Origin of the sequence: Oscillatoria sp. FACHB-1406 (assembly GCF_014698145.1) — a bacterium.
Classification (GTDB): Bacteria; Cyanobacteriota; Cyanobacteriia; order Cyanobacteriales; family Spirulinaceae; genus FACHB-1406.
The window spans coordinates 25,536-38,149 of record NZ_JACJSM010000006.1 but is presented as its reverse complement, the minus strand read 5'-3'; the positions used below and the strand labels follow the sequence as shown (position 1 = coordinate 38,149).

The window sequence follows — 12,614 nt, the reverse complement described above, 5'->3', positions numbered from 1 at the left end:
AGTTCGTAGTTCGTAGTTCGTAGTTCGTAGTTCGTAATTCGTAATTCGTAATTCGTAGTTCGTAATTCGTAGTTCGTAATTCGTAATTCCCTCATTCCTCACTTATCACTCATCATTCATCATTCATTATCTAGCGGATTGAAATAGCAGCCAGCTTCCGACGGCAAAACCGAATAAATTCGCGCTCCAACCGGCAATAAAAGGCGGAAAAGCACCGACCGAACCCATTGCGATCGACACGAAGTTCATCACATAGTAAATAAACACGATCGCGACGGCAATCCCGAAACTGGTGGCGCGGTTGGTATGTTGCGGGCGCGTCCCAATTGCAGCCCCCAGCAAGCAGAAAACGACGCACACAAAGGGAAAAGCGATCCGCTGTTGAATGCGGACTAGGGTTTGTCTAATTTTCTTTTCGTCGTTGGCGAGTCTTAAATTTTCCAAGTTTTGTATCGATTGGAAAATATTCATTTCGCTCATATCGCGATCGCGTTTGGCGATATCTAACGGCGCGCGCGGAAACTGATAAGAAAGCCGTTCAAATCCGGCAGAAGTTACCGAAGAACCATCGAGATTGCTTTGATAACTGGTTCCGTTAAATAATTTCCAGCGATTTTCTGGGATATTCCAGGAGGCAGATTGCGCGAGAATAAAAATATTGAGGTTATCTTGGGAGCGATCGACGACCGTTACGCCTTTCATCGTTTCGCCGTCTAATTGTTCCGCATAAAAAAGGCGTTTGAGAACCTTGCGAGTTTTACCATTTTCTGCTGGAACTTGTTTGTATTCGGGATAAAAAATATTATCGGCTTTCAGTGCAGGTTGTTCTTTACCGAGGGCTTGTTCGAGCATTGTTGCCGCTTTGTAGTTTGCTGACGGGACAATGTATTCGTTGAAGGCAAAAGAAAGTCCGGCGACGAACAAGCTAAAAAGAATGGCGGGAACGACGATGCGGTATAAGCTTAAACCGACGCTACGCAGGGCTATCAGTTCGCTTTGTCCGGAAAGGCGACTGTAACCCATCAAGGTGGCGAGGAGAACGGAAACCGGAAAAGCATAGGCGACGAACTGCGGCATCTTCAGCAAAATGTATTTGATAGCAACGCTGATGAGGAGTCCGTATTCGGTGATTTGCCGCACGATATCGAAAATCGTTCCCCCCGCTACGCCAAGGGAGGAGACTAAGCCGACGATAAATAAAAAGGGTAAAAAGATTTCGGCGGCAATGTAGCGATCGACCAGCGATAATCCGAAGCGTCCCGTTCTAAATCCTTTTGATTTACCGGCAAGCATGGGTTTGGATGAATTTTTGTGGATAGTTAAGAGTTATTGATGCAACGTTATCAAATCGCTATTCAGAGTTCAAGGTGAATGGGTTAACAGCGACCGGCTAATCTCCTTATTATCGTTGAAAGTCGTCACCGAGATAATACTGCCGCACGAGGGGATTGTTGTAAAGTTCGTCGGCGGTGCCGGAGGCGAGAATTTGTCCGTCGCGCATGATGTAGGCGCGATCGACGATCGCGAGAGTTTCGCGGACGTTATGATCGGTGATCAATACGCCCATGTCGCGATCGCGCAGTTGTGCCACCATTTTCTGAATTTCCGAAACCGCGATCGGATCTACCCCCGCAAACGGTTCGTCGAGTAACAAAAATTGCGGCCCGTCCAGCCCTACCGCTAGCGCCCTCGCGAGTTCCGTGCGCCGCCGTTCTCCCCCAGAAACCTGCCCTCCTTTGGTCTTTGCCACCTTTTGCAAGCGAAACTCATCGAGCAAGGTTTGCAAGCGCTGAGGCTGTTGGCGCGCGGGAATACCGCTTTGTTCGAGTACCAAGCGAATATTATCGCGCACGGTTAAACTGCGAAAAATGCTCGCTTGTTGGGGTAGATAGCCAATTCCCAAGTGCGCGCGCTCGTTGATAGGAAGCTTGGTGATTTCCTGGTTATTGAACCAAACCGTTCCATCGTTTGGGCGCACTAAACCCGTTGCGATGTAAAAGGTGGTGGTTTTTCCCGCTCCGTTGGGGCCAAGCAACCCTACGATTTCTTTGCGAGATACGCTCAGATTAACGCGATTGACGATCGCGCGTTTGCCGTAGGATTTATGTATATTTTTTAACGTTAAAGTCAAGTCGCTTCGCTCCAATTCGTAATTGCTAATTCGCGGTCATTGAGCTTGGGGTCATTGAGCTTGGGGTCATTAATGCCGAAATGCCGAAATGTAATTCGTAATTACGAATTACGAACTACGAATTACGAATTATTGGGTCAAGGGGTTTGTCCGTGCTGGTTCGCTTAGTTACTAACCGGCGTTTTAAACGCGGGCTTGGGGTTGTAAGCGGGTGCTGCGGGCGCGACGGGTGGTTGAGTCGGCGCTTCAGGATCGGAGATGATGTAAGTCGATTCCACCTGTCTGTTGCCTTGAGGTTCGGCAATAAAGCGCTGTTCGTCGATGAGGTAAGTCACGGTTTCAGCGCGAATGCTATCGCCGCCGCCGCGTTGAACGTAAACGTTCCCCATCAGGACGATGCGATTTTCTTGGCTGAAGTATTGCGCTTGGGCGGAAGTGGCGTTGATTTGGCGCGCGGGGTAGTTAATTTGGACGTTCCCCACTGCTGTTACTACGCCGGTGACTTGATTGGCTTCTTGGCGATCGGAACGCACGACAATCGGTCGTCCGCCGCCGGAGGTTTGCGCCCTCGCGTCGGGGAGTTGGGGCAGGAATGCGATCGCGCCAGCAGCGGCTAAGGGGAGTGCCATTCCCATTCCCCAGCGATTTTTCAGAACATTTAACCCGTAAATAGAGAGTTTCTTCATAGCTTTAAATCACACAATGACTATCGACCGATTACTCCTAACATCATAATAGGCGGAATTCCGGATCGGAAAGTGGGAGAGCGGCGAGCGGTTCGAGGCTGAGCAACGGTAATTTACCGTCACCGCGATCGAGGACGTTCGGGAGTTGTAGTCGATTGTTGCAGCAAAATTGTTTCGATCTCAACCATTATTCACGATTTCTCAGCGAGCCAGTCCCCTAACAGGATTCCCAGAAACGATGCGATCGCGTCCAATCAACTGAAAGTCCGTTGCGGGGAGGTGATACCAATTAAAAATTAAAAATGAAGAAACCTAGATATATTAGGGGTTTCAGCCTCAAGATGTGTCGTCCGAACTCGGAGAATTGGTATGAGTTGCGCGAGTTCTGCGCCCAGCCAGAAGAGGGCAAACAGTAACGGCCATAAGGGAAGCGCCCAGCCAAATCCTTTGACTTTAAAGCGCTTCAGAACTCGATGTCCGAGATAGTTAGCAAGACTGTAGAGGACAACATGACCGATTTTGTCGTAGCTTGGAATTTTTTGGATAAATTCGGGAATGTTGCCGGTGTAAGCGAGAATGAGGATGACGATAAAGGTTGACGCATAGGTGAGGGCGAGTAAGAGCCAGCCCCAATTGGCAAATATTTTCGCCACAGAGAGTTTTAATCCATGTACTGCAAGTGCGGATCGCAAATCCTCTCGAGTTGCAGAACTTCAACTAATGTTGGTAGCGGTAGTGGTTGTAGATTTGGAATAAGCCGCCCACGAAAGCACAGGTTAAGCCGATCGCGAATAAGCCGCTTAGCGGACAGCCGCTACCGAAAGTGGCGAGGAATTGCACGATCGCATCGATTCCTACCGTCGCGAGTCCCTCAGCCACCGGAATATAACCTAGCAGCACTAAACTCGCCATCATTGCTCCAATTAGCATAATCGGGCTGATAAAGCTGATGAAGACGGTCAGAATCAGGAATAGTAAAGCGTTAGAAGGCATTCTCATACTTCAAGAAATGTAATACCCCAACAAGATGGCGCAAACCCTACTTGTCTTGATTCAACACTAAAGGCAAGAATTTTTTTTGGGGCAAAAATGTCGCAAATCTTAAATATTGATTAAAAATCTTGGTAAAGCTTCGTTAATCTGCATTCAGAAAACAGGATTTCTCAAGCGAAATTGGGAAGGAGAAGGCGCGATCGCAGAGGAGATGAGTTGAGCTTTCTTGCTTGGATTGGCCTCGCGATCGAGCTTAGGTCGCGCGATCGCGAGCCTTTTTAATCATGCGGGAAAGTACGGTTTTTGGAAGTTAAAATTTATGATAACGATAAATACAACTTTCTTCATGCTTGAGGGAGCAGCGCGATCGCACTCTTTACAATGCAGCCCCCAAATTTCCAGTTAATCCTCGTCGATCCGATTCCCGAACATCCCTTCCTTGCCCATACGCCCACGATGCGCGTCCCGATGGCAATTTCTCAAACCGATAACGTTTATCGGGCGATGTGGGCGATGTTACTGGCGGTGTGGCAGCACAATCAAACCCAAGCGCAGAAAATCTCGATTGTCGCTTGTCCGGGATTGGGAACGGCGACGGGGCGAGTTCCTTACGCGCGGGCGGCGAAACAGATGGCGCTTGCTTATCAATACTTTTTAAATCCGCCAGAATTCATCAGTTGGCCCTTGGCAACAACCCGACAAAACGCGATCGCTTGCCAGCGATAGGTTTCTGGGGCATTCGAGGGCGGTTTAGGTATACAAAAGGGGGGGACAGTACACCGGGTATATTTGCCGCGTTCGCCCTCGCCCTCGCTCTCGCCCTAGGTAGCATCGCGCTATAATTACCGATTCGAGCCAGTGTACCAATTTTGGTGCATAATGTTAGGTATGGATGACAAACGCATACCTGCTAGTTTCTATCAAACTGAAACAGGTAATGAGCCAGTCCGTGATTGGCTCAAGGGACTTACTCTCGAAGAACGCAAAATCGTTGGTACTGATATTAAAACAGTTGAATACGGTTGGCCTATAGGGATGCCCACTTGTCGTCCCCTAGGGCAAGGACTCTATGAAGTCAGATCCAATCTCCCTAACCGTCGTATTGCTCGCGTATTTTTTTGTCTTCATAAAGAGCGAATGTTTTTGCTACATGGATTTATTAAAAAAACGCAGAAAACCCCAAAAGGTGAATTAGATTTGGCATTAGACCGTAAAAGTAAACTGGAGGCACAATAAAATGGCAAATCAAACCTCTCATATAGGTTCTTCGTTTGATAATTTTCTTGAAGAAGAAGGATTATTAAGCGAGGTGAATACTAAAGCTTTGAAGCGAGTCCTGGCTTGGCAGATCGCTCAAGAAATGGCTGCTCAAAAGCTAACTAAAAAAGCAATGGCACTAGCTATGAACACTAGCCGTTCTGCTCTAGATAGACTTCTAGACCCAGAAAACACATCTGTAACTTTACAGACAATGGAACGAGCAGCAGCCATCGTAGGAAAACGACTAGATATAAAATTAGTTGACTTAGTTGACAAGACCGAATTTTCTTCCGTCCCTATTGAAAGCATCCCATTGCCATCGAAATCGGGCTAGCCTTTGGCGAGAAAAGCGATCTAAAATCCCTTCGCACAAGCATAATTTTTACGGTGAGGGGTTGCGGCTCGGTTCGCTCTTTGTTCTCTTTCAGAATTGCTATAGTGATTATTTAAAAGGTATTGACAAAATACCTTTTTCTCCAGTTTAATAATTAGTAATTCTGCGGCTGCGCTAAGTTTTCAAACTTAGTTAATTCGGGTTGAAAGAGCAGTTTAATCGTTCCGGTGGGGCCGTTGCGATGTTTGGCAATGATAACTTCGGCAATGTTGCGGTCTGGCGAGTCGGGATTGTAGTAAGAATCGCGATAAAGCATAATTGCGATGTCCGCGTCTTGTTCGATCGATCCGCTTTCTCTCAAATCTGACATCATCGGGCGCTTATTGTTGCGCGCTTCTACACCGCGACTGAGTTGAGAAAGTGCAATCACGGGGGCGTTTACTTCCCGCGCCATTGCTTTGAGAGAACGGGTGATTTTGGAGAGTTCTTGAACGCGGTTGTCGCCGCCGCCTTCCATCAGTTGCAGGTAGTCGAGCAAAACTAAGCCCAATTGCCCGCCTTGTTCGGCTTGCAGGCGGCGGACTTGCGATCGCATCTCCATCACCGTTAGCATGGCGCTATCATCAATGAAAATCGGCCATTCCGATAGCGTGCCAATCGCTTCCCCCAAGGGTTCAAGCTCGTTTTGGCTCAAGCGCCCAGAACGCAGGCGATTGCTTTCGATTCCCGCTTCCGAGGCCAGCAATCGTTGCGCTAGCTGTTCTTGCGACATTTCCAAGCTAAAAATGGCGACGGGAAGGTTGTGAATTTTGGCGATATTGGCAGCAATACAGAGTCCGAAGGCGGTTTTTCCCATTGAGGGACGACCGGCAATGATAATTAAGTCGGAGCGCTGAAATCCGCCCGTCATCGCGTCGAGGTCGTAGAAGTCGCAGTTTAAGCCGGGAAGGACGTTGTTTTGCTGGCGGTTCTCGATTTCGTCAAAAGCGGTAATCAGGGTCTCTGAGAGGCGAACTAAGCCCTGTTGGGGACGTTTTTGGGTGAGTCCGAAGATTTTTTGTTCGGATTGGTCGAGGACGTTTTCGAGTTCGAGGGCGGTTTCGTAGCCGAGATCGACGATTTCGTGACCGGCGGTAATCAGTTGGCGGCGCAGGTATTTGTCGGTGACGAGGGCGGCGTAACGGTCGATGTTGACGGCGGAAACGGTGCGGTCGAGGAGTTGGGCGAGTTTACTGGTTCCGCCAATTTTATCGAGCAAGCCGCGATCGCTCAACCAACTGGTCACGGTCATTAAATCCGTGGGTTTTCCCTGGCGGTGCAATTCGCGAGCGGCTTCGTAAATTTCTTGATGGGCGCTGATATAAAATGCTTCGGGAATCATTAAATCTGCCACTCGTCCCATTGCATTCGGATCGAGCAAGATTCCGCCTAAAATTGACTCTTCGGCTTCAATATTTTGGGGAGGAAAAGAGTCCATTTATAATTGATAACTGACAATTGATGATTGACAGAAATCTGCGATCGGCGCTCTGTTATTTTCGACGCACTGATAACCGATCGCTGATAACTGAATAACTGACCTACAGCGGCATCACTTCAAATTCAACTTCTGCGGTTACTTCGGGATGCAGTTTGATTTCGGCTTTGTAAACGCCGAGTTGACCGATTTCGGGAATATCGATACCGCGTTTATCGACTTCGTACTTCGTGTTTTCTTGAATGACATCGGCAATATCTTGCGCGGTGACGGTTCCGAAAATAGCATTGTTTTCGCCCGCTTGCTTGCGAATTCTCAGGCGACCGATGGTCGATAATGCTGTTTTGCGCGCTTCTGCTTCTTGTTTAATCGCTGCGAGGCGCTCGCGTTCTTTTTCTTTTCTATGGGCAACTTGTTTGAGAAGTCCCGGAGTTGCGGGGGAGGCAATTCCTTGAGGAATGAGGTAATTGCGAGCGTAACCGGGCGCAACTTCTAAGACATCTCCGGATCTGCCTAATTTACTGGAATCTTTGTTTAATACAACTTGTACGCGCTTTGCCATAGTCTCTCCTATTGGTGGGTTGTGCGATCGCGGGTTAGGCGTTGAGTCAAAACACTCAACTTTATCACAACCGAGGGTGCGATCGCAACGCGACAGAGCCGCACCGGGTCTTTAAGGAACGCCTTCTTGCCATTGCTCGAAAAGAGGATAAAACTTTTCGAGCAGTTCGTAACCGACAAAGGAATCGCGACTCCACTCATAGTACCAGCGATCGCCCCCATAAAATCCCATTGTTGATTCCGTATCTCGCGGTTCGTATTCATGACTCGAATTGCCGCCACCTAACGCATAAGTGCTAGGAAGATTGCCGAGGGGAGCATTAAGATCGTAAGGAATCTTTTCATTCCGCTGAAATTCGTATTTATTATCACTACTCCAGCGGCCTTCGTATTCCTGAAACTGCCAGCCCATAACCTTTGCGAACTTATTGCCCCAAGTCCAACTTTTACAAGTTCCCCATCCATAGTCTCTCAGATACCTTTCACCATATTTTTCTAGGATTCTGGCTATCTCAGTACGTTTATATTCCTCTTGCTCGGCCTTCCAAATTTGAGCTTGAATTGAAAATCCAAAACGATCGCGGCTGTAATTTCGCCATAAGCGATCGATTATAATCATGTCGGCGGCGGGTAGAAGGAGAAGATCGTTTTTTCTGAGCCAATAACCTTGGCGATCGACCCTTGCTAAAATTGTAGAACCAGTCAGTTCGTCAGCCTCTTTCCATCGTTTTGCAGCCAAGTGTTGTTCCAAGGTTTCGTGATTCATTAGCTATACTAGATGAATTCGATCGATTTACAGAGAATCTCTATCAGATTTTGCTAAATCAGAAGAACCAGAATAAGCTTTAATTCGCGCTTGGCTAATCGATTGTCCGTGAATGCTGACGATATAGGGAACGCAATAGGTGAAAGCCGCAGATATCCAACGTTCTCTGTTCATGGTTCCGTCTAGAAAGGCACGACCGTGATTAATCACAAACAAGATAGTCCCGACTAACAAAGCAACTCGAATTGCCGTCCAAGAAAAGCGAACATCAAAAAGATTGTGCCAAAGAACCATAATCAATAAGACTATAGATAAATAAAAAATCGTTAAGTTCAGCTAAAATAAAAGGTTCTTTCTCTAATCTTTTTACGAGAGATAAGGATATCAAAAGAGCCAAAAGCTGGGTAAAAGCTCGCGAGCCAAACGCAACCTAATTTCTTGAAGTTTTTACATAGAGTTAATTTAAAAATTGCATTCTCTGTCGAACTTGCGATCGTATCTCACTACTTTAACCTATATTTTTACCTTGAATTTATGTTCATCGAAAAAGAACCTGCCCTACAACCGCTCAACGAATACAATCAAACCCTAATGTCCCGCGTTCATCCCCCCAATTGGACGAACCCAAAACCGGCAGATTGCTACGATTTAATCGTGCTGGGTGCGGGAACGGCGGGACTTGTCGTAGCAGCAGGAACGGCGGGCTTGGGATTAGGTTTAAAAGTGGCGCTAATTGAAAAAGGTTTGATGGGCGGCGATTGCCTTAATGTTGGTTGCGTTCCTTCTAAATGTTTGATTCGTTCGGGGCGCGCTGCTGCTGAGGTGCGAGATGCAGAAGTTTTTGGGGTACGGGCGCAATCTACTGAAGTCGATTTTACTGCCGTTATGCAGCGAATGCGAAAAATTCGAGCAGAAATTAGCGAGAATGATTCTGCCGAGCGTTTTCGCAATTTAGGCGTTGATGTGTTCTTAGGAACCGCTCAATTTACGAGTAAGGAAACGGTTAGCGTTAGCGGGCAGGAATTACGATTTAAAAAAGCAGTTATTGCGACAGGCGCGCGTGCAAGTCGTCCGAACTTACCAGGATTGGCAGAAGCGGGATATTTAACCAATGAAACGGTTTTTTCGCTAACAGAATGTCCGAAACGTTTAGCGGTTATTGGTGGCGGGCCGATTGGTTGCGAATTGGCGCAGGCTTTTGGGCGTTTGGGAAGCGAGGTAATATTGCTGCACAAACACGGACATTTACTCGATCGCGAAGATCCCGATGCGGCTAAGATTCTTCAACAACAATTACAGCAAGAAAATCTTCATCTTATCCTCGATTGCAAGTTAGAACGGGTAGAAGTTACGCCCGAAGGTAAAGCGATTTATTACCGACAGAATGGCACAACTCAAAGCATTATTGTCGATGAAATCTTAGTCGGGGCAGGGCGCGCGCCCAATGTGGAAGGCTTGAATTTAGAAGCGGTCGGCGTTGATTGCGATTCACAACGCGGCGTTTTTGTCAACGATTATTTACAAACCAGTAATCCTCGCATTTACGCAGCAGGGGATATTTGTATGGATTGGAAATTCACTCATGCTGCCGATGCTGCGGCGCGGATTGTTATTAAGAATTTATTCTTTTCTCCGTTTGGATTGGGGCGGAGTAAATTGAGCGATTTAATAATGCCTTGGGTGACGTATACCGATCCTGAAATTGCGCGGGTGGGTTTGGATGAAAAACAAGCAAAGGATAAGGGTTTGAAGGTAGACGCGATCGCGATTCCGCTTGAAAAAGTCGATCGCGCCCTCGCCGATGGAGAAACGGAAGGTTTTGTTAAAATTATCCACGAACGAGGGCGTATTATTGGGGCAACAATTGTAGCACGCCATGCGGGAGAAATGCTCAATGAAATCACTCTCGCGATCGCGACTAAACAAGGACTGAGCGCAATTGCAGGTATTATTCATCCCTACCCTACCCAAGCCGAAGCCATTAAAAAAGCAGCCGATGCTTATCGCCGCACCTTATTAACGCCGCGCGCTCAATTCTTTTTAAAACTTTTGAGCAAGTTAAGCTGAGAAAAAAACAGCGGTTTTGTCTTTTATCCTAAACCGCTTGACTAAATAATTATTAATTCGTAATTCGTAATTTCAGGTCACAAGCCTCTCATTTTTTAGCTCAATTTTTCCGAATTATCGAGCTTAATCATCCAGTGGTTCAAAATCTTCCTTCCCCGCCCCGCAAACGGGACAAACCCAGTCATCGGGTATATCCTCAAAGGCAGTACCGGGTGCGATACCACCATCCGGATCTCCCTCTTCGGGATTGTAGATATAATTGCAGACCGTACAAACATATTTCATCAGGACTTCTGCCTCCCTTTAAAGGTTAGAAATTGCTTAAAAAACACCTATTTTTCTGAAAAATATTGGCGTTTAAGCATTCAACACTGACACAAATCTTAACTTCCCGGCCGCTAAAATCGCCGCATCTTCTCGGTTAAATACAACAACCCCGAAGCTAACGACAGCAGCATTAAAATCCAGATTACGCCGCCCGGAATGAACGTTAAAACCCCGAAACCGCGCAATAGATAGACCAAAATTGTCAGTCCCAGCACCATCAAAAATAGGTAGCCGAGGGTTGAAGTCGGAGAACGTCGGGAAGTCATAAGGTTCGCTTCGGAATGAACAATACTTTTTTACGGTGTCGGAACTGGTACTGCCAAGTGTATCGTGACGCGATCGCCGCGATCGCGCCCAAAAATTAATGATTCTTTGCAAAATCGCCCTCTTCACTCTCGACGAGGTACAAGCGGCTTATCCTCAGCGCTAAAGCACCCTTCTCAGCCTTTTTTGTTTATTGTAACTGTTTACCATAAATAAAAACATAAAAACGGTATTAAAAGCTTTTTAAGCTTTATAGTCGATTCTGAATCGCTAAGCAGCTTTATAAATTTAGAATAAAAGCTCGCCTTGAAATATCGCGCTTTTTCATTTTTCTCCCCCCTTCCCAACACCGGGCAGTTCGCTGATAATGCGATCGATAGCAGTCAACCCGGTGAAGAAGGAGACAACCCCATGAAACTCTCAGTCTATGGAAAAGGCGGAATCGGCAAATCGACCACAAGCTGCAACATTTCTGTTGCCCTCGCCAAACGCGGTAAAAAAGTCTTACAAATTGGCTGCGACCCCAAACACGACAGCACCTTCACCCTCACCGGCTTCCTCATCCCCACCATCATCGACACCCTCCAAGAAAAAGACTTCCACTACGAAGACATCTGGCCCGAAGATGTCATCTACAAAGGCTATGGCGGTGTAGACTGCGTAGAAGCAGGCGGACCTCCTGCCGGTGCTGGATGCGGCGGTTACGTCGTCGGCGAAACCGTTAAGCTTCTCAAAGAACTCAACGCCTTTGACGAATACGATGTCATCCTCTTCGACGTTCTCGGCGATGTCGTCTGCGGCGGATTTGCCGCCCCCCTCAACTACTCCGACTACTGCATGATAGTCACCGACAACGGCTTCGATGCCCTGTTCGCCGCCAACCGCATCGCCGCCTCCGTCCGCGAAAAAGCCCGCACCCATCCCCTCCGCCTCGCCGGACTCATCGGCAACCGCACCTCTAAGCGCGACCTCATCGAAAAATACATCGAAGCCGTCCCGATGCCGATTCTCGAAGTCCTGCCCTTAATTGAAGATATCCGCGTCTCTCGCGTTAAAGGCAAAACCTTGTTTGAAATGGCAGAAACCGACCCTTCCCTCGAATATGTCTGCGATTACTACCTCAACATCGCCGACCAAGTTCTGGCCCTGCCCGAAGGAGTCGTTCCCAATGATGCCCAAGACCGCGAATTATTCTCCTTACTCTCCGACTTCTACCTCAATCCGCAACAGCCGCCTAAGACTGAAGAAGAAGAATTAGACTTAATGATGGTTTAATAGAATTCATCAGAGAAAAATCCTGATTATCATGTCGCATCAGGGTAAGGAACATGATGGAATTTCTAGAATCTTTTGAACATCTTAAGACAGACCTCAAAGATAAATGGCTGGATTACTACGAAGTCAATCGTCATTGGATTGAACAATTTGGGGTATCTCAAGCACTGCATAGCTCGGAAATCGAGCGTGCCAACAATTATTACTTTGTCTTGGGGGTCTTAAGTTCGCTAGAGCCAAGTCTCACGGAAGTCCTACATATTTTTGGACAAATGACCTCGGATTCAAAACAAATCTTAAAAGTCCTCCAAATCTTGGACTTAGATGTGGAAAAAGAACTCGCCGAACGAGCAAAAGTTAAAGCTCAACAGGCTAACCTAATTCCTTTACTTCTTGAATCTGTACCTTCGTTCCCGAATGATAATGGTAGCGAACATTTCGATCGCAGTCGCGAAGAAATCGATCGCTAGTTA

18 protein-coding genes are annotated in these 12,614 nt (G+C 47.2%); 6 read left to right on the top strand and 12 right to left on the bottom strand.

Going from position 1 to position 12,614, the window contains the following annotated elements; all coding sequences use genetic code 11:
• Positions 1-126 precede the first annotated feature (126 nt).
• From H6G50_RS08325 to H6G50_RS08300, 6 genes are all read right to left on the bottom strand, one after another.
• On the bottom strand, positions 127-1,293 hold the full coding sequence (locus H6G50_RS08325; protein WP_190715121.1) for an LptF/LptG family permease: 1,167 nt from the start codon (positions 1,291-1,293) through the stop codon (positions 127-129).
• A gap of 109 nt (positions 1,294-1,402) precedes the next feature.
• Positions 1,403-2,131 carry an LPS export ABC transporter ATP-binding protein gene (lptB, locus tag H6G50_RS08320; RefSeq protein ID WP_190715119.1) on the bottom strand — a complete coding sequence of 243 codons (729 nt, stop codon included), beginning with the start codon at positions 2,129-2,131 and terminating at the stop codon, positions 1,403-1,405.
• Between the two features lie 164 nt (positions 2,132-2,295).
• Positions 2,296-2,817: an LptA/OstA family protein gene (locus H6G50_RS08315; protein ID WP_190715118.1), complete on the bottom strand. Its 522-nt coding sequence runs from the start codon at positions 2,815-2,817 to the stop codon at positions 2,296-2,298.
• Between the two features lie 43 nt (positions 2,818-2,860).
• Positions 2,861-3,001, bottom strand: a complete 141-nt coding sequence (locus tag H6G50_RS08310) for a hypothetical protein (protein WP_190715117.1) — start codon at positions 2,999-3,001, stop codon at positions 2,861-2,863.
• 112 nt (positions 3,002-3,113) lie between these two features.
• Positions 3,114-3,509 carry a hypothetical protein gene (locus H6G50_RS08305; RefSeq protein WP_206756562.1) on the bottom strand — a complete coding sequence of 132 codons (396 nt, stop codon included), beginning with the start codon at positions 3,507-3,509 and terminating at the stop codon, positions 3,114-3,116.
• A 25-nt stretch (positions 3,510-3,534) separates the two neighbouring features.
• Complete coding sequence (locus H6G50_RS08300) at positions 3,535-3,810, bottom strand: hypothetical protein (protein ID WP_199302766.1); 276 nt, start codon at positions 3,808-3,810, stop codon at positions 3,535-3,537.
• A 381-nt stretch (positions 3,811-4,191) separates the two neighbouring features.
• On the opposite strand from H6G50_RS08300, the gene H6G50_RS08295 reads away from it, so the two are divergent.
• From H6G50_RS08295 to H6G50_RS08285, 3 genes are all read left to right on the top strand, one after another.
• Positions 4,192-4,536 (top strand): hypothetical protein, encoded by a 345-nt coding sequence (locus H6G50_RS08295; RefSeq protein WP_199302765.1) that lies wholly within the window; start codon positions 4,192-4,194, stop codon positions 4,534-4,536.
• Between the two features lie 153 nt (positions 4,537-4,689).
• Positions 4,690-5,046 (top strand): type II toxin-antitoxin system RelE/ParE family toxin, encoded by a 357-nt coding sequence (locus H6G50_RS08290; RefSeq protein ID WP_199302764.1) that lies wholly within the window; start codon positions 4,690-4,692, stop codon positions 5,044-5,046.
• A 1-nt stretch (position 5,047) separates the two neighbouring features.
• Entirely contained in the window at positions 5,048-5,404 is a 357-nt protein-coding gene (locus H6G50_RS08285; protein WP_190715114.1) for an XRE family transcriptional regulator, read from the top strand.
• A gap of 154 nt (positions 5,405-5,558) precedes the next feature.
• Here H6G50_RS08285 and dnaB read toward each other — a convergent pair whose 3' ends face one another.
• From dnaB to nrtS, 4 genes are all read right to left on the bottom strand, one after another.
• Positions 5,559-6,881 carry a replicative DNA helicase gene (dnaB, locus tag H6G50_RS08280; RefSeq protein WP_190715112.1) on the bottom strand — a complete coding sequence of 441 codons (1,323 nt, stop codon included), beginning with the start codon at positions 6,879-6,881 and terminating at the stop codon, positions 5,559-5,561.
• Positions 6,882-6,984: 103 nt separating this feature from the next.
• On the bottom strand, positions 6,985-7,443 hold the full coding sequence (gene rplI, locus H6G50_RS08275) for a 50S ribosomal protein L9 (RefSeq protein ID WP_190715110.1): 459 nt from the start codon (positions 7,441-7,443) through the stop codon (positions 6,985-6,987).
• 111 nt (positions 7,444-7,554) lie between these two features.
• Complete coding sequence (locus H6G50_RS08270) at positions 7,555-8,208, bottom strand: GUN4 domain-containing protein (protein WP_190715108.1); 654 nt, start codon at positions 8,206-8,208, stop codon at positions 7,555-7,557.
• A gap of 27 nt (positions 8,209-8,235) precedes the next feature.
• Positions 8,236-8,502, bottom strand: coding sequence for a nitrate/nitrite transporter NrtS (nrtS, locus tag H6G50_RS08265; protein WP_190715106.1), 267 nt, complete (start codon positions 8,500-8,502; stop codon positions 8,236-8,238).
• Between the two features lie 240 nt (positions 8,503-8,742).
• Here nrtS and H6G50_RS08260 point away from each other — a divergent pair, with 240 nt between their 5' ends.
• Positions 8,743-10,275, top strand: a complete 1,533-nt coding sequence (locus H6G50_RS08260; RefSeq protein WP_190715103.1) for a mercuric reductase — start codon at positions 8,743-8,745, stop codon at positions 10,273-10,275.
• 123 nt (positions 10,276-10,398) lie between these two features.
• Here H6G50_RS08260 and rd read toward each other — a convergent pair whose 3' ends face one another.
• Positions 10,399-10,563 (bottom strand): rubredoxin, encoded by a 165-nt coding sequence (gene rd / locus H6G50_RS08255; protein WP_277882674.1) that lies wholly within the window; start codon positions 10,561-10,563, stop codon positions 10,399-10,401.
• Between the two features lie 110 nt (positions 10,564-10,673).
• The gene (locus H6G50_RS08250) at positions 10,674-10,868 is read right to left on the bottom strand and encodes a hypothetical protein (protein ID WP_190715099.1); all 195 of its coding nucleotides are present in this window, start codon (positions 10,866-10,868) and stop codon (positions 10,674-10,676) included.
• Between the two features lie 409 nt (positions 10,869-11,277).
• On the opposite strand from H6G50_RS08250, the gene bchL reads away from it, so the two are divergent.
• Both bchL and H6G50_RS08240 read left to right on the top strand, forming a co-directional pair.
• Positions 11,278-12,141 (top strand): ferredoxin:protochlorophyllide reductase (ATP-dependent) iron-sulfur ATP-binding protein, encoded by an 864-nt coding sequence (bchL, locus tag H6G50_RS08245; protein ID WP_190715470.1) that lies wholly within the window; start codon positions 11,278-11,280, stop codon positions 12,139-12,141.
• 53 nt (positions 12,142-12,194) lie between these two features.
• Positions 12,195-12,611, top strand: coding sequence for a DUF5331 domain-containing protein (locus H6G50_RS08240; RefSeq protein WP_190715097.1), 417 nt, complete (start codon positions 12,195-12,197; stop codon positions 12,609-12,611).
• Positions 12,612-12,614 lie beyond the last annotated feature (3 nt).